The sequence below is a fragment of the Streptomyces sp. NPDC050619 genome, assembly GCF_040654815.1.
GTDB lineage: Bacteria > Actinomycetota > Actinomycetes > Streptomycetales > Streptomycetaceae > Streptomyces.
The window spans coordinates 68105-84603 of the sequence record NZ_JBFAIR010000006.1; the positions used below are offsets into that span (position 1 = coordinate 68105).

Sequence of the window (16499 nt, forward strand, 5' to 3'; positions counted from 1 at the left end):
GGCTGAATTGTCTCGCGAACCTCTCACCAATTTCTGCGACGGCTGAACACCCCTGGGGCGGCTTCCGTATTCATGGGAGCCGCTTCACTCCTGTCGGGCGCCTCGAATGCCCCGCAAGGAAGTCAGAGGAGTTCCATGGGACGCAACACAAGAAAACGCCGTATGCCGCTGGCCACCAAGGCCATAGCCGGAACGGCTGCCCTAGCGCTCGGTGGGGGCGGGCTGATCTGGGCCAACTTCTATGCCTCGGCACATGAGGAGAACTCGGCAACAAACCAGACGAAAGCATCGGCCTCTCAGGTCGCGACGATCAAGTGTCCGGACGTCGGCCAACAGCTGACCGACGTGCCGGACGGCGCACGCGCCGGTGTCGACCAGGAGTTGGCGAAGCTCGACCAGCAGGTCACGGAGGCCTACAAGCGCCTCGCGGACACCCGCCAAGCCCAGGCCGGGGACGCCGGCTACGTCGACAACGCCATCCTCGCCCCGCTGAAGTCCAAGCGGACGGCCACCATCGACCGGATCGGCATCAACGTCCAGCGCGCGGGCGGTCAGCCTCCGCAGGGAGCCGACCAGCTCGCCCAGTGCGAGGGTGTGCCGGCCGACCAGCCGGACCCCGCCGCCGGTGAGGGTCAGGACCAGAACAACGACGGTCAGGACCAGGGCGACGGCCAGAACCAGGGCGACGGCCAGGACCAGGGCCAGGACCAAGGTCAGGACCAGGGCCAGGAGCAGGACAACGGCGGCCAGGCCGGCAACGGTCCGGCAGCGGACGACTTCCAGGACATCACCCAGGCCGAGCCGACCGGCGGGCCGCAGGGCGTGGACGGAAACGGGCTCGCCGCGAACGGCGACAGCGGTTCGACGGGCACCTTCACCACGAACTGCGGCACCAACGAGAACGAGAACCGCAACTCGGACAACGTGATCGTCGCCCCCGGAGTCAGCAACGGTGCGCAGCACCAGCACGACTACGTCGGCAACCAGGCCAACAACGCTTTCGCGAGCGACGAGGACCTGGCGAACGGTGACACCACCTGCGAGAACCAGGGCGACAAGTCGTCGTACTTCTGGCCGGTGCTGCGTGTGCAGGACGGTCAGGACGACATCGACGCGGACGCCCCCGGTGGTGGTCAGGACGGCAACGTCGGCACGATCATCCAGGCCAGCGAGGCACAGCTGAAGTTCGTCGGCAACAAGACGAGCGATGTCACCGCGATGCCGGAGGCCCTGCGCATCATCACCGGTGACGCCAAGGCCTTCGTGAACGGCAACGCCAACGCCAACACGAACTGGAGCTGCACCGGCTTCGAGGACACGCAGCTGACGGACAAGTACCCGATCTGCCCCGAGGGCAGCTCGGTGGTTCGGACGACCAACTTCCAGAGCTGCTGGGACGGTCAGAACATCGACAGCGCCAACCACCGTGACCACGTGGACTTCGTGGAGGAGGACGGCACCTGCTCGAACGGTTTCGAGGCCATCCCCCAGCTCCAGGTCCGCCTGGTCTACGACGTTGACGCGCCGCAGATCGAGAACGGGCAGGTCCAGAACGCGTTCGCGGTGGACTCCTTCCCGGACCAGCTGCACAAGCCGATCACCGACCACAACGACTTCATCAACTTCTTCAACGAGGAGACGATGAACCAGGTGGTCGACTGCATCAACAGCGGCCAGGACTGCCAGTAGTCCTGAACCACTAGGAAGCCGGCGGTGGGATCTCCCACCGCCGGCTTTCGCTTGCCCCCGAACCGGTGCGGTCAGCCGTGGTGGCTTCCGCTGTTGCCACTGTTGTGACTGCCACCGGGATTCATGTGCTCGGACCCCTCCTCCATGGTCCCGCCGAGCGCGCCGCGCAGCGCCGTGACCGTCTTCTCGTCGCCGCTGGCGACCCACTTGCGGCCGACGAGGTAGTAGCCGCCGTAGTCCTTCGCCCCGTTCAGCCACTCGCGCTGGCCGCGGTCGGTGGCGAAGGTGGCGAGGACGTACTTCTCGGCGCCCTTCTCGCAGAGGGCCTGGCGAATGGTGTCGGCGTCGGTCTGCATGTTCGGCTTGCACTTCGCCTCGGCGGCCAGGTGCTCGAGACTGCCGGTCGCCGTCTCCGGAACGTCCGCCTCGCCGCCCTTGTCGGATCCGCAGCCCGCCAGGGCGAGTACCGCCGCCGCGCCGGCCAGCGCGAGCCTCGGTTGGGTCAACCTCATCTGTTCCTCCGGTCCCTTCCGGCGACATGCCGTACGGAGCCCCGGCGAGGGGCCCTCCCCCTCGATACGGCTCAGCCACCCGGAGCGCTCAAAATACCGGTGCTGTCCGGGTACGGGTGTGCGACTGTAGGGCGGTGAACCAGGACTGGGAAGATCGCGTGGCCGCTGTCTGGGCCTCCTTCGACGACTACCCCGAGGAGAGGGCGGCCGACTTCCGCGCGGTGATCGACGCGCTGGTCGCCGAGCTCCCCGAGGACAGCCCCCTCCGCCCCTTCGAGCAGGCCTGCGCCTGGGACTCCACGGGCCACTCGGACCGGGCCGTGCCGCGGTACCGGGAGGCGCTCGCCCTCGGCCTGAGCGGCTACCAGGGAAGGCGCGCCAAGATCCAACTGTCCAGCTCGCTCCGGAACACCGGGCAGCCGGAGGAGGGCGTCAAGCTGCTGACGCCCGAACTGGACGGTCCCTCCGACGAGTTGGACGACGCGGTACGGGCCACGCTCGCCCTGTGCCTGTCCAGCCTCGGCCGGGACCGCGAGGGCCTGTCCCTCGTCCTCGGCGCCCTCGCGCCCCATCTGCCGCGCTACCAGCGGTCGATGGCGAATTACGCGCGGGCACTGGTCGAGCCGGCGGGCTGATTCGTCCGGGCGCCTGTGACCAACCGACGATTCGCTCGTTCTGCTGAACGTGCAGTCACAGGATGTCGCCCCGAGCCCCGCACCCTCCTCCGCCCCCTCTTCGTCGCCCGGCCCCGTCGTCGACATCGAGCAGGCCGAGGCCGCACTCGTCGAGCACTATCCGCGGCTCGTCCGGCTCGCCTATCTGGTGCTGCCGCCGGGCCTCGGCCGCAGCCGGCGCGTCCTGGCCGCGCACGCGCTCACCCAGCGCGCGCTGCCCCGGGGCCGGACGCCCGCACCCGTGATCCCGGCCCAGTCGACCGGCCGCGAGGGCGACGCGGGGTACGCCTTCGTCCGCCTCCAGGTGCTGCGTACGGCGCTGGAGGCGGGCCTGCCGCTGCGGCGCGGGGCGTGGCCCAAGCGGTCCCAGCTGCCGCCGCTGCTGCCCCAGGTGTGGGGCCTGAAGCTCTTCCCCCGCTCGGGCGGCGCCGACGAACTCGCCCTGGACCAGCGGCTGTCCGCCCTGTCCGGCCCGTCCCGTGCCGCGTACGCGCTGCGCGGCCTGGAGAAGCTCCCGGACGGCGCCGTACGCAAGGTGCTCACGGCCGCGGGGGTCGACGACGTGGACGCCGCGCTGGGCGAGGCCGACCAGGTCGCCGCGCACTACGCGCTGCTCGACTCCCCCGAGTTCGACCCCTGTTCGCTCCAGGCCCGGCCCACCGACCTGATGCGGCGCCGGCAGCATCTGAAGGCCGCGCTCGCCGCGGCGGCGGCCGTCGCCGTGTGCGGGGCGCTGCTCGGTCTGCCCGGCGACGGCTGGGGCCCCGACGGCGCCGCCGCCCCCTCGTACGCACAGAATCCGGCGGCCCAAGCGGCCCTCGACCCGGGCAGGTTGACCAAGGTCTCCCCCACCGCGTGGCGGTCCTCCGCGCGCACCGACTTCTCCGTGTGGCCCGCGCGCGGCGACCGCACCGGCGACGAGGCGCTGCTGCGCCGCGCCCTCGCCGTCTGGGCCCGCCCCGGCGAGCGCGTCCTGGTCTCCGCCACCCCCGGCACCCCGTCCGGCGGCCCGGCCGGCCCGCCCCAGCTGCTGTACGCCGGGGACGTCGACAACGCGCGCGTGGTGATCCTCTACGACGGTCTGCGCATCGCCCGGTACGCCGAGCCGAAGGGCGACACGAGCGGGGCCGCGCTGGACTTCGCGCGGGTCGACGGCGCGAGCGGGGCCGACGCGAGCGCGGTGGTGCTGGGCCGGTCCGACGGCAACGTCCGTTATCTGACGGCGCCTTGGGTGAAGAAGGCGGCCGAGCGGGACCTGCTGAAGCCGACTCCCGGCGCGATGGACCTCACGCTGACCGACGGCATCACCTCACCGCTGGCCGCCCCCGCCCAGGCCAGTGGCACGTGCACCTCGTGGAACGTGCTGCAACTGACCGACGACTCCGGTACGCGTCTGATGACGGACCTCGGCGAGCTGGTCCCCGCCCGCCTCACCACCGGGCGGCCCGGTTCGACGCACGAGGCCGTCGGCGCTCAGGCGCTGCACGCCTGGGCCCCCTTCGCCTGCTCCCTGTCCGCCGTGCGCTCGCAGGGCGTGCGGTCCGTGAACGCCTGGCAGTTCGCCCAGCAGCCGCTGCCCGACGTGAGCGGTTCGGCGGCGTGGGTGTGCACGCGGGCCGAGACCTGGCGGGGCGGCGGCACCCGCGTGCTGGCGCAGTTCCACACCCCGGGCGGGACGTACGGGGCGGTCGCGGCGCAGGCCGAGAACGTGCCGGCGTGCGGTCCGCGCGACCCGCAGGTGCTGGCCGGGGTGTTGTGGAAGTCGCAGGCGGACTCCTGGTACCTGCTGGCCGCGGGCAGCCGGGACACGGCCTCGATCACGGCGACGGGCGGGACCGGTGGATCCTCGCCGGGCAACCTGCTGACCGTACGGACCGAGCAGGGCGCCCAGGCGGGCCTGAAGGGGACCTTGAAGGACGGGCGGACCATCACCGGTCTGCGCTAGGCCCTGTCGTCAAATTCCCGTCGTCCGCCCGCAGGGCGGGCACCGCGGCGTCAGGTGCGTGCTCTCGGCGTGCCGGGCGCAGGCCCTCGTACTGGTTGTACGTGGGTCTGCGTCCGGTGCGGCGAGAGTGCGTGCATGGCGTTGCGGTGCAGGCGGGAATTTGACGACAGGGCCTAGGCCCCGCTCGGCATGCCGCACAGGTGAACACCGTTGCCCGGTCTGGTCCGTTCGGGGCCGGATCCGATCGGTAAGGTGTTCGCATGACTACCGGGGTACGTCGCAGAATGGGTGTCGAGGAGCGGCGGCAGCAGTTGATCGGCGTCGCGCTGGACCTGTTCAGCCGCCGGTCGCCGGACGAGGTCTCCATCGACGAGATAGCCGCGGCCGCCGGCATCTCCCGGCCGCTGGTCTACCACTACTTCCCCGGCAAACTCAGCCTGTACGAAGCCGCGTTGAAGCGCGCCGCCGAGGATCTGGCGGGCCGGTTCGTGGAGGCGCGGGAAGGGCCGCTGGGGGCGCGGCTGCTGCGCGTGATGCGCCGGTTCTTCGACTTCGTCGACGTTCACGGGCCCGGTTTCGCGGCGTTGATGCGCGGCGGCCCGGCCGTCCCCGCGGGCGGAGCCCGCTTGTTCGACACGGCCTCGGCGACCAACGCGCTCATCGACTCCGTACGGCAGGCCGCGTACGACCAGATCCTTTCGCATCTGGAGGTGGAGGAGCCCCCCGCACGACTGGAACTGGTCATACGGTCCTGGATCTCGCTCGCCGAATCGACCGCGCTGATCTGGCTGGACGGCCGGCGTATCCCGCGCGGGGAGCTGGAGGTGCAGCTCGTGCACGACTTCGCCGCGCTCGCGGCGGTGAGCGCGGCGCACGACGAGGAGATGAGCGGGCTGCTGCGCCGCTTGCTCAAGGACGAGCCGGGCGACGGGCCGTTCGGCGACCTGGTGACCCGGCTCCTCGCGCCGGCCCCCTGAGGTCAGCCCGTCAGCCCGTCGGCCCGTCAGGCGTCGAACTTCCGGTAGGACACGGCGAGATCGCGCACCTCGGCCGAGGCGTGCAGGGCCAGACCCTCGCCGGGCTTCACATACTTGCGCAGCAACTCCAGTACGGCCTCGGTGAGTTGCGCCTTGGTCTCCTCGGTGCGGCCGGCCAGCAGGCCGAGGGTGACGTGGACGACCACGTGACCGCCCTCGTCCCGCCCGACGGTGGTGTCCTCGGTGGCGCGGAACTGCGTCTTGCACGCCTCCTGCTTCGCGGCCGCGATCTCCACCACCGCGTCGTGCAGGGCGAGCGCGAAGCCGCGCCGGTCGAAGCCTTCGGCGAGAGGCGCGGAATAGTCGACGGTGATCTGCGGCATGGGGGGCACTCCTGTTCGGGGTCGGCGTCCTCACACTAGCCGCAGTGCCAGCATCGCGATGTCGTCGTCCGGGGCGTGGCCGAAACAGTCCAGCAAGGTGTCGCACAGGGCGTCCAGGCCCGGCAGGGCGCCGGTGGCGGCCGCGCGGAGGTGCTCCATCGAGATCGCGAGGTCCGTGCCCCGCGTCTCGATCAGGCCGTCGGTGACCATGAGAAGCCGGTCGGTGGGTTCGAGGAACAGTTCGGCGGGCGCCGGGCGGGGCAGGCCCAGGCCGAGCAGCGGTCCGGTGGCCTTGGCGTAGTCGGCGCTCCGGGTGTCCCGGATGATCAGCGGCGGTATGTGGCCCGCGTTGGCGATACGGGTACGCCCGGTGCCGGGGTCGATGAGGACCAGGCAGACGGTGGCGGTGACGTCGGGATGGTAGTGCTGGAGCATCCGGTCGAGGCGCTCGGCGAGCACGGCCGGATCGCTCTCGTCGACACAGTAGGCGCGCAGGGCGTGCCGGATCTCGACCATGACGGTGGCCGCCTCCAGCGAGTGCCCGACGACGTCGCCGACCGCGGTGAGCATGCCGTCGCGGGTGCGCAGCGCGGCGTAGAAGTCGCCGCCGATCTCGGTCTGCCGGGACGCGGGCACATAGCGGACCACGACGTCGATGCCGGGCAGCTCGGGCAGCCGGTGCGGCTGGGGCAGGAAGCTGTGCTGGAGGGTGAGGGCGACATGCCGCTCGACCTGGTACATGAGCAGCGGCTCGGCGGCGAGCGCGGTGGCCTGGGCGAGCCGCGCCACCAGGGCCTCGTCCTCGGGGTTCACCCGGCGCACCCCGCGGGTGGGCAGGGCCAGGCACACCGAGGCCCTGCCGTCCTGGGTGGGGACCAGCGCCAGGCGGGCGTCGTGCTCCACGCCGGGCCGGAAGAACCCGGCGGGCCACACCGGCGCGGGCACCGTGGTGATCTGCACCCCGGCCTGCCCGCGACCGAGCCGCCGCAACAGACCGGCCACGGCCCGGTGGGCGCCCTCGTCCGGCGGTGCGAGCGCGGTGCGGTCCCGGGAGGTGGCGCGGTACAGCTCGTCGTCCGGGCCGAGCACGAAGACGGCGGCGGGAGTGCCGGTGAGCCGTGCGGTGCCGTGGGCGGCGGCGTCGGCGAGCTCCTGCGGGGAGCGCGCCGCCTGGACGGTGGCGATCGTCTCCGACAGCAGCGTCAGCCGCCGGGCCACCGCCTGGTCGTCGGCGCGCAGCCGCGCGGCGCGCACCGCGGCCCGCACCACCGCGTCGATCTCCTCGGGCTCGGCGGGCAGCGCCAGATACGCCTCGCCGCCCGCGTCGAGGCCTCGGCAGCGATCACCCGCGTCCACGGTGCCTGCCGAGAAGTGCACGACGGGCAGGCCGGCCAGGTGCGGCCGGGCCTTGAGCCGGCGGCACAGTTCGAAGCCGCTCATGTCCAGCAGGTCCACGTCGACGAGGGCCACGTCGGGCAGGGTCCCCCTGCTCAGCCGTACGTCGAGTTCGGCGAGCGCCTCGCGCCCGGAGGCGGCCGGGACGACCTGGTGACCGGCGCGGCGCAGCAGGGCGCCCATGGCGTTCCGGCCGCCCGCCCCCTCGTTCACGACCAGCAGGGTCAGGTCGCTCCGCTTGCCATTGACGTCCATCTGTCCGCCCTTGGACACACCGGTGGAGCAGACCGGGGTTGTGGTCTGCCCCACCAAGGTAATGCCCTTGTCCCTTATCAGGAGGTCCGGGAAAAAACCGCCACGGTCCGCCCCGGTACGGCGAAGGTGCCCGATTCCCTGTCGTAAGAGGCGGACTTGACGACCGGGTCCGCCCCGTTGAGCTGCACCGGATGCAGCGCGTACGCCGTCCCGGTCAGGGCCTCGATCCGCTGCTGCCGCGTCTTCGGCGTCGCGTTGAAGACGACGACAAGGTCACCGAGCTTCATGGTGATCACGCCGGGCGTCTCGTCCTTCCCGGAGAGCGGGAAGGAGAGCCTCGCCCGCACCTGGCCGGCCGTGTCGAGGGAGAAGATCTTCTCCGTCGTACGGATCTTCAACAGGTCCCGATAGGCCGCCGACGCGCCCTCGATCTGCTCGCAGCCGACCTTCACCGTGCTCAACAAGGGCTGGGCGTACGGCCACTTGGCGGCGTTGTCGGCCGCCATCGGCAGCCCGCGTCCGAAGCCGTTGCCGTCGGCGCAGTTCCAGTGGACGGCGTTGAACCAGTCGCCGCTGTCGTAGGAGTTGCGGTCCAGGGACTTGGAGCGCAGCAGGTCGGTGCCGGCCTGGGAGAGGGACGGGCCCTGCGAGAGGGTGGCCGTGGCCATGGCGAGGACCTGCATACGAGCACGGTCGCTCGCGCTCGTCGTAGCCGGGAGTTTGTACGTCAGCGCGTCGAACAGCGTCTCGTTGTCGTGTGCGTCGACGTAGGCGAGGGCGTCGCCGGGCGCGTCCGCGTAGCCGGCGGGGGCGCCGTTGTAGTCGACCTCGGCGCCGGTGACCTCCTTGCCGTCGGTGTCCGTGAAGGTGAAGTCCTTGAGGTTGCCGGTCAGGCCCACCTTGATCAGATCCTGGTAGTGCAGCAGGCGGGCCTTCTGCTCGGCCGAAGTTCCGTTGCCGGTGGACGAGTTGGGGTCTGTGTACAGCCCGGACGCGAAGCCCTGGACGCCCGGGTCCGCGTCGAAGGGGCCGCCGCCGCGCACCGCGTCACGGGCCCGGTCGGAGAAGGTCGCGACACCGGTCCCGGCCATGTTCTTCTGCGTGGCCTGCACGAAGCGGGCGTCGTCCGCGACCTCGCCGAAGTTCCAGCCCTCGCCGTACAGGATGATCTTCTTGCCGTCGATGCCGTCCTTTTCGAGAGTCAGCGCGTCCAGGGCCTCGCGTATGGCGAGGATGTTGGCCTTCGGATGGTGGCCCATGAGGTCGAAGCGGAAGCCGTCGACCTTGTACTGCCTGGCCCAGGTGACGATCGAGTCGATGACCAGCTTGCCCATCATGGCGTTCTCGGTGGCGGTGTTGGCACAGCAGGTGCTGCTGGCGACCGAGCCGTCGGCGAGGAGCCGCTGGTAGTAGCCGGGCACGATCCGGTCGAGGACGGACGTGTCCGCCTGCCCGCTCGCGGCGGTGTGGTTGTAGACGACGTCCATGACGACCCTCAGGCCGTCCTCGTTCAGCGCCTTGACCATCTCGCGGAACTCGACGCTGCGGCCGGTGCCGTCGGGGTTCGTCGCGTACGAGCCCTCGGGGACCGTGTAGTGGTACGGGTCGTAGCCCCAGTTGTAGGCGTCCTTCGCGGCGACCGCCGAGACACACGCCTGCTGCCGGTCGGAGTCGGCCGGGTAGGAGGCCAGGTCGCAGTCGACGGCCGCCTGGTCGGACCTCTTCTCGGGGATGGTGGCGATGTCGAAGGCGGGCAGGAGGTGCACGTACGACGTGCCCGACTTCGCCAGCTCACGCAGGTGCTTGGAGCCGTCGCCGCCCTTGTCGGTGAAGGCGAGGTAGGTACCCCGGTCCTGCACGGGCACCGTCTTGTCCGCCACCGAGAAGTCCCGGATGTGCAGCTCCTGGATCTGGGCGTCCTTCAGGGGCACGGCCTTGGGCTTGGCCAGCGAGGACCATCCCTTGGGGGCAAGGGAGTCGTCGTCGAGGTCGACGACCAGGCTGCGCTCGGAGTCGGCGGTGAGAGCGACCGAGTAGGGGTCGGTGACCTTGTCGGTGACGACCTCGCGGACGCTGGGGGCCCAGACCGTCACGACGTACCGATAGGGCTTGTTCTTCCAGGACTTGGGGCCGGTGACGGACCAGACGCCGGTCGTGGCGTTCCGTTTCATGGCGACGGTGGTGCCGTCGAGGTCCAGCTTCACGGATTGCGCTGTGGGTGCCCAGACCGCCAGCGTGGGACGGCCGTTGTGGAAGGTCGGCCCGAGCTCCGCCTTCGTCGCCCCGGGATACAGATCGTCGAGTACGCCGGCGATCTGGACGCCCGTCGCCGCCAGTACAGCACCGTTCACGGCCCGCTGGGAGGCGACGATCTGGCCGGTGAGGGCCTCGCGCACGCGGTCGCGGTCGCGCGGGTCGACGGACCAGGCGGTGTAGTCCTTGAGGTGGGGGAACGTCGCCTTCTGGGCGTCGGTGAGGGCGGTCCTGGAGAGGCGGAGCCACTTGGCTTCCCCGGTCAGCGTGCCCTGGTCGACGGAGATCGAGCCGTCGCGCGAGTACAGCAGCTGGGTGGAGACGGCCGCCTCGGAGCCGTTCCAGGCGACCGTGTTCCGGTCGATCCAGATCGCCTTGGAGGTGGTCAGGTCGAGCGCGGCGGCGGAGCCGGCCGGCTGCGGGAGCAGGTACTTCTCCTGGCCGCTCACCAGCCACACCTCGTGACCGTTCGCCGCCGTGAGGTCGAGCGACTGGTCGGTGGGCAGGTCCTTCTCGTCGCCCTTGTGGATGATGTAGCTGAGGCTGCCCGCACCGTCGGTGAGCGGTACCTCGAAGACCGCGCCATAGGTATCAGTCTTCACCGGCTTCAGCGGGTTCGACCACTCGGTGGGGTTCGCGGCGCCCGTCCAGACGTGCAGGCCCCAGCCGTCGTAGTCGCCGTCGGCGCGGTGGTAGTGGACGACGGCCTTGGTCGTGTCCTGGGCGGGGTAGTCCGGCCGCTGCGTCTGTACGGCTTCCCTGCCCTGCTCGACCCAGACCTCGCCCGTCCGGGTGAGGTCGATCGTGCGGTCGGCGGCGACGTCCTTGTTCCCCTGCTTGTCGACGATGAGGAAGCCGAGGTTCGAGGCGCCGGGCTTCAGCTTGACGTAGGCGAAGGCGCCGTAGGCGTCCCGGCCGATGAACGGGTGGCTGTCGCCCTCGGCGTACAGGCCCCAGTCGGCGTAGTCGCCGTCGGTGCGCTTGTAGTGGACGATCGCGTAGTCGCGGGAGGCGGCGGTCGGGGGCTGCTCGGTGGGCGGGGTGCCGGTGCGGCTCTCGGCGGTGGCGCTCGCGGTGCGCCCGGCCGAGTCGACGACAACCGCCTTGTAGCGCAAGGCGGTTCCGGGCGGTACGGCCTTGTCGATGCTCTGCGTGACCTGGTACGGGGCGTGGTCGGCGGAGCCGAGCGTCCGCCACGTGCCGTTGCCGGTCTGGGCGGCGAAGACGACGCGGTTGAGCTGACCGCCGTCGACGTCGGCGCTCAGTTCTACGGTGCCGGTGGCGCCGGTGGCCGGGGCCTTGAGGGTGATGGCCGGCCTGGTGGCGGGCGGGGCGAGCCGGCCGGCCGCCTTCAGGACGACGGCCGAGCCCGGCGGGACGGTGACGGTGATCTTCTTGTCGGCGTCGGAGGTCGGCTGCGCGGAAGTCCCGTAGATCCCCGTGTACGCCATGCCCGCCGAACCGGTCGCGAAGGACGCCGTCTTCGCCTCGTCCGCGTTGTTGAGGGCGACGACGTACTCGGTCCTGTCACCCCCCGTGCGGCTGAACGCGTAGACGCCGGCGCCGTCGGCCGCGTACCGCTCGCTCTGGACTCCGTCCGTCAGGGGCGGGTGGGCCTTGCGGAGCTTGGCGAGTTCGGAGATCTGCCGGTACAGCGGTGCCCTCGGGTCGTACGCGTCGCTCGCGTGCGTGCGGTCGGTGCCGATCTCGTCGTCGTCGAGATAGTCGGCGGTGCGCGAGGCGAACATCGTCTGGCGGGCGTCCTTGTCACCGCCGGAGCCGGTGAAGCCCTGCTCGTCGCCGTAGTAGACGACGGGGTTGCCGCGGCTGAGGAACATCAGCTCGTTGGCGAGCCGGTCCTTCTTGAGCAGTTCGGCATCCGTCGCCTCCGGGTTGTCCTGGTTCAGGAAGTACCCGATGCGGCCCATGTCGTGGTTGCCGAGGAAGGTGACCTGCTCGTACGCGTTGGCCTTGTCGGTCGTGTACTTGTAGTCGTCACCGAAGACGGACGCGAGCTTCCGCGCGCTGCCGCCCTGGGAGGCGTACTGCCGGGCCGCCTCCTGGAACGGGAAGTCGAGCGTGGCGTCGAGGCGGCCCTGGGTGACGTACGGCGACGTGATCGCCGTGTCCGCGGAGTAGACCTCGCCGAACATGAAGAAGTCGTCGCGTCCCCGCTTGGCCGCGTAGGCGTCCAGCGCCGTGGCCCACTGGGTCCAGAACTCCATGTCGACGTGCTTCACGGTGTCGATCCGGAAGCCGTCGATGTCGAAGTCCCTGACCCAGCGCTGGTAGATCTTCTCCATGCCGTTGACGACCTCGGGACGCTCGGTCCACAGGTCGTCCAGGCCGGAGAAGTCGCCGTACGTGGTCGACTCACCGGCGTAGGTCGAGTCGCCGCGGTTGTGGTACATCGTCGGGTCGTTGAGCCAGGACGGGACCTTGGTGTTCCGTGTGACCTTCGGCGTGCGCGGGAAGGAGTCGGCGTCCACGGCCGGGAACTCGGAAGTCCCCGCGTGATCCGCGTCGTCGAAGGGCTCGCCGTCCTTCGTCAGGTACGGGAAGGCGCCCTTGGAGAGGTAGCCGTAGGACTTCTCCTCGTAGTCGACGACATCGGCGGTGTGGTTGGTGATGACGTCGAAGAAGACCTTCATGCCCTTGGCGTGCGCCTTGGAGATGAGGGTCTCCAGGTCCTTGTTGGTGCCGAAGTGCGGGTCGACCTGGGTGAAGTCGTTGATCCAGTAGCCGTGGTAGCCGGCGGACGCGTTCGCGCCCTCGCCCTGCACGGGCTGGTTCTTGAAGATCGGCGCCATCCAGAGGGCGGTGGTGCCGAGGCCCTTGATGTAGTCGAGCTTCTGCGTCAGGCCCTTGAGGTCGCCGCCCTGGTAGAAGCCCTTGTCGGTGGGGTCGTAGCCGGTGGTGAGGCGGGTGCCGGCGAGGCCGCCCCGGTCATTGGACGAGTCGCCGCCCGCGAAACGGTCCGGCATCACGAAGTAGAACTGCTCGCGGGTGGCGTCGTGCCGGGCGGGCTCGGCGGCGAGCCTGGCATCGGACGGCGGTGGGGGCGGGGTGTCGGCCCGGGCCGCCAGCGGCTGGACGAGCGCTGCGGCCAGCGCGGTCACGGTGACCGCCGCTACCCGTCCGGCGTGGGCGGCATGGGAGGTACGGGCGCTACGGGCGGTACGGGCGGTACGGCGCCCTGAGGGCACCGGCCATCTCGGTATCACTGACGTGGACTCCTTCAGCAGTCGGAGTTGCCGGCGTAGATCGCGAGGGCGGTGTTGGACCCCAGGGCGGCGGTGAACTGGCCGCTCGAGTTCACCGTCACCGTCGTGTTGCTCTGCACGTCGCAGTAGGTCCCCGCGGGCAGTGAGGTCTGGTACGTGCGGCTCAGCGAGCCCGACTCGTGGTTGATGGCCACGAACCCCTTGCTCCCCCGCCCGAACGCGATCGCGTCGCCCCCGTTGTCCCACCAGTTCGTCACCGACTCACCGCGCGTGGTGTTGCGGAAGGCGACCATCGACCTGATCTCCGGCCAGGCGTGCTGGCACTTCCAGCCGTCCTGCCAGCAGGCGCCGACCGAGCCGCCGCCCGGCGGACCCGCGTCCGGGTCGGAGAACTCGTAGCCGGAGTTGATGTCCGGGGCGCCGTACGGGTACGCGAGCATGAAGACGTTGGCCAGCGTGTAGTTCGCGCCGTCCTTGTAGTTCAGGGTGCTGCCATTGCGCTCGGTGTCGTGGTTGTCGACGAAGACACCGGCGACGGAGCTGTTCAGGTAGCCCCAGCCCTCGCCGTGGTTCTTCAGGTAGGCGAGGTTCTCGTTGTTGAAGACCCGCTTGAGGTCGTACGCGTAACGGAACTCCTGGACGTCGCCGTTGCCCGTGTACTCGGTCGGCTGGACGGCCTCGCCCGCGCCGTAGATGACCTCCTGCTTCCAGTACACCGACGAACTGCTCAGCCGCGACTTGATGTCGGCGAGATCGGCCGCCGGGATGTGCTTGGCCGCGTCGATGCGGAAGCCGTCGACGCCGTGGCCGAGGAGGGTGTTCATGTATCCGGCGATCGCCGAGCGGACGTACTCCTCGCCCGTGTCCAGGTCGGCGAGGCCGACGAGTTCGCAGTTCTGGACGTTGGCGCGGTTGGTGTAGTCGGTGATCCTCGACGTGCAGTCGTCGAAGTCGTAGGACGAGTACAGGCCCGGGTAGCCGTACTTCGTGTACGCCGAGCCGCCGGTGCCGGTGCCGCTGCCCGCCGACATGTGGTTGACGACCGTGTCGACGACGACCTTCACGCCCGCCGCGTGGCAGGTGTTCACCATGTTCCGGAAGGCGGTGGCGTCGCCGAGCCGCCCGGCGATCCGGTAGCTGACCGGCTGGTACGACGTCCACCACTGCGCGCCCTGTATGTGCTCGGCGGGCGGGGAGACCTGGACGTAGCCGTACCCGGCGGGGCCGAGGGTGGTGGTGCACTCCTTGGCGACCGAGGCGAAGTTCCACTCGAAGAGGACGGCGGTGACGTCCTTGGTGCCGGGCGGGGAGGCGGAGGCGGTGGTGGCGGGGGCCATGACGGCTGCCGCGGCGGCGAGCGCGAGAGCGCCCGACAGGGATCTGCTACCGGCCATGTGGGGTTCCTTCGTCGTTGAAGGTTCGGATGGCTAAAGTTCGGATGGCTAGGGCCCGCCGCCTGAAGGGCAGCGGGCCCGTGGGACGTTGCTGCAAGGACTTGCAGAGCGGCCGTCAGGCCGTGGTCCACCACACCGTCGTGTCCGCCGGCACCTTCGCCTCGCCGTCCGTCTCGGCCACCTCGCCGCTGGCGAGCAGCAGACGGCCGTACGCCGGCGTCGTCACCGATTCGTCGCCGGTGTTCGCGACGCACACGAACTCGCCGCGCCGGAAGGCGAGGACGCCCTCGGGTGCCTTCAGCCACTCCACCGCGTTGCCCGCGCCCAGGTCGGGCTGTTCGCGGCGGACGGCGAGGGCCGTGCGGTACAGCTCCAGGGTGGAGTCGGGGTCGCCGGTCTGGGCCTCGATGCTCAGCTCACCCCAGCCCTTCGGCTGCGGCAGCCAGCTGCCCGAGCCGCCGAAGCCGTACGAGGATCCCGTGCGCGTCCAGGGGATCGGCACCCGGCAGCCGTCGCGGAAGCCGTCCTGGCCGGCGCCCCGGAAGTAGGCCGGGTCCTGGCGCACCTCGTCCGGCAGGTCGACGACGTCCGGCAGGCCGAGCTCCTCGCCCTGGTAGACGTACGCCGATCCGGGCAGTGCCAGCATGAGGAGGGTGGCGGCGCGGGCGCGGCGCAGGCCCAGCTCACGGTCTCCGGCCAGGCGGATCTGGGTGCCGAGGCCGGGCGGGTTGGCGAAGCGGGTGGCGTGGCGGGTGACGTCGTGGTTCGACAGCACCCAGGTGGCGGGGGCACCCACCGGGCGCATCGCGTCCAGCGTGCGGTCGATGATCTCCCGCAGCTCGTCCGCATCCCAACTCGTGGCCAGGTACTGGAAGTTGAAGGCCTGGTGGAGTTCGTCGGGGCGCACGTAGTTGGCGGTGCGCTCGATGGTCGGGGTCCATGCCTCGGCGACGAAAATTCGCTCGCCGGCGTACTCGTCCAGAACGCGCCGCCACTGGCGGTAGATGGCGTGCACGCCGTCCTGGTCGAAGAACGGCATGACATCGTTGCCCAGCAGCTTGACCTGCTCGTGGGATCCGAGGTCCGGGAGGCCGTCCGCCTTCACCAGGCCGTGTGCCACGTCGATGCGGAAGCCGTCGACGCCCATGTCGAGCCAGAAGCGGAGGATGGAGCGGAACTCGTCGCCGACGGCCGGGTGTTCCCAGTTGAAGTCGGGCTGCTGGGGGGCGAAGAGGTGGAGGTACCACTCGCCGTCCGGCACCCTCGTCCAGGCGGGGCCGCCGAAGATCGACTCCCAGTCGTTGGGCGGGAGTTCGCCGGTCTTCCCCTTGCCGGGGCGGAAGTGGTAGCGCTCGCGCAGCGGGGAGCCGGGGCCCTCCGCGACCGCCCGCTTGAACCACTCGTGCTGGTCGGAGGAGTGGTTCGGGACCAGGTCGACGATGATCCTCAGGCCCAGTTCATGGGCGTCGCGGATGAGCGCGTCGGCGTCCAGGAGGTTGCCGAACATGGGGTCCACGGCCCGGTAGTCGGCGACGTCGTAGCCGGCGTCGGCCTGTGGCGAGGCGTAGAAGGGGCTGAGCCATACGGCGTCCACGCCGAGGTCGCGCAGATACGGCAGTCGGGTACGGATGCCCTCCAGGTCGCCCATGCCGTCGCCGTTGCTGTCGGCGAAGCTGCGCGGATAGACCTGGTAGATCACCGCGTCCCGCCACCAGTCGCGGCGCTTGACGACGGTGGCGACGGCAGTGGTTTCGGCCGGTTCGGCGGAGTGCTGCTGGGTCATGGCGTCCTTGGTGCG

At 70.5% G+C, this 16499-nt stretch carries 10 protein-coding genes; 4 read left to right on the forward strand and 6 right to left on the reverse strand.

Translation table 11 applies throughout. The features are described 5' to 3' along the window. The first annotated feature begins 135 nt into the window (after nt 1–135). Nucleotides 136–1689, forward strand: coding sequence for a DUF1996 domain-containing protein (locus AB0I77_RS12660; RefSeq protein WP_363282480.1), 1554 nt, complete (start codon nt 136–138; stop codon nt 1687–1689). 71 nt (nt 1690–1760) lie between these two features. Here the strand turns inward: AB0I77_RS12660 and AB0I77_RS12665 are convergent, their stop codons facing one another. Then, nucleotides 1761–2201, reverse strand: a complete 441-nt coding sequence (locus tag AB0I77_RS12665) for a hypothetical protein (RefSeq protein ID WP_363282481.1) — start codon at nt 2199–2201, stop codon at nt 1761–1763. A gap of 116 nt (nt 2202–2317) precedes the next feature. Here AB0I77_RS12665 and AB0I77_RS12670 point away from each other — a divergent pair, with 116 nt between their 5' ends. From AB0I77_RS12670 to AB0I77_RS12680, 3 genes are all read left to right on the forward strand, one after another. Next, entirely contained in the window at nt 2318–2836 is a 519-nt protein-coding gene (locus tag AB0I77_RS12670; RefSeq protein ID WP_363282482.1) for a tetratricopeptide repeat protein, read from the forward strand. A 49-nt stretch (nt 2837–2885) separates the two neighbouring features. Next, nucleotides 2886–4820, forward strand: coding sequence for a hypothetical protein (locus tag AB0I77_RS12675; protein ID WP_363282483.1), 1935 nt, complete (start codon nt 2886–2888; stop codon nt 4818–4820). A gap of 260 nt (nt 4821–5080) precedes the next feature. Further along, nucleotides 5081–5797 (forward strand): TetR/AcrR family transcriptional regulator, encoded by a 717-nt coding sequence (locus AB0I77_RS12680; RefSeq protein ID WP_363282484.1) that lies wholly within the window; start codon nt 5081–5083, stop codon nt 5795–5797. A gap of 26 nt (nt 5798–5823) precedes the next feature. Here the strand turns inward: AB0I77_RS12680 and AB0I77_RS12685 are convergent, their stop codons facing one another. The 5 genes from AB0I77_RS12685 to AB0I77_RS12705 form a co-directional block, all read right to left on the reverse strand. After that, nucleotides 5824–6180, reverse strand: coding sequence for an isomerase (locus AB0I77_RS12685; protein WP_363282485.1), 357 nt, complete (start codon nt 6178–6180; stop codon nt 5824–5826). Between the two features lie 30 nt (nt 6181–6210). After that, the gene (locus AB0I77_RS12690) at nt 6211–7830 is read right to left on the reverse strand and encodes a fused response regulator/phosphatase (RefSeq protein ID WP_363282724.1); all 1620 of its coding nucleotides are present in this window, start codon (nt 7828–7830) and stop codon (nt 6211–6213) included. A 77-nt stretch (nt 7831–7907) separates the two neighbouring features. Beyond that, entirely contained in the window at nt 7908–13307 is a 5400-nt protein-coding gene (pulA, locus tag AB0I77_RS12695) for a pullulanase-type alpha-1,6-glucosidase (RefSeq protein WP_363282486.1), read from the reverse strand. Between the two features lie 14 nt (nt 13308–13321). Beyond that, nucleotides 13322–14701 (reverse strand): alpha-amylase family protein, encoded by a 1380-nt coding sequence (locus AB0I77_RS12700; protein WP_363282487.1) that lies wholly within the window; start codon nt 14699–14701, stop codon nt 13322–13324. Between the two features lie 115 nt (nt 14702–14816). Continuing rightward, nucleotides 14817–16484, reverse strand: coding sequence for a glycoside hydrolase family 13 protein (locus AB0I77_RS12705; protein ID WP_363282488.1), 1668 nt, complete (start codon nt 16482–16484; stop codon nt 14817–14819). Nucleotides 16485–16499 lie beyond the last annotated feature (15 nt).

Coding starts and splice junctions, on each gene's coding strand:
- AB0I77_RS12680 (WP_363282484.1), top strand. CDS start 5,081: ATGACTACCGGGGTACGTCGCAGAATGGGTGTCGAGGAGCGGCGGCAG.
- AB0I77_RS12665 (WP_363282481.1), bottom strand. CDS start 2,201: ATGAGGTTGACCCAACCGAGGCTCGCGCTGGCCGGCGCGGCGGCGGTA.
- AB0I77_RS12660 (WP_363282480.1), top strand. CDS start 136: ATGGGACGCAACACAAGAAAACGCCGTATGCCGCTGGCCACCAAGGCC.
- AB0I77_RS12700 (WP_363282487.1), bottom strand. CDS start 14,701: ATGGCCGGTAGCAGATCCCTGTCGGGCGCTCTCGCGCTCGCCGCCGCG.
- AB0I77_RS12685 (WP_363282485.1), bottom strand. CDS start 6,180: ATGCCGCAGATCACCGTCGACTATTCCGCGCCTCTCGCCGAAGGCTTC.
- AB0I77_RS12690 (WP_363282724.1), bottom strand. CDS start 7,830: ATGGACGTCAATGGCAAGCGGAGCGACCTGACCCTGCTGGTCGTGAAC.
- AB0I77_RS12705 (WP_363282488.1), bottom strand. CDS start 16,484: ATGACCCAGCAGCACTCCGCCGAACCGGCCGAAACCACTGCCGTCGCC.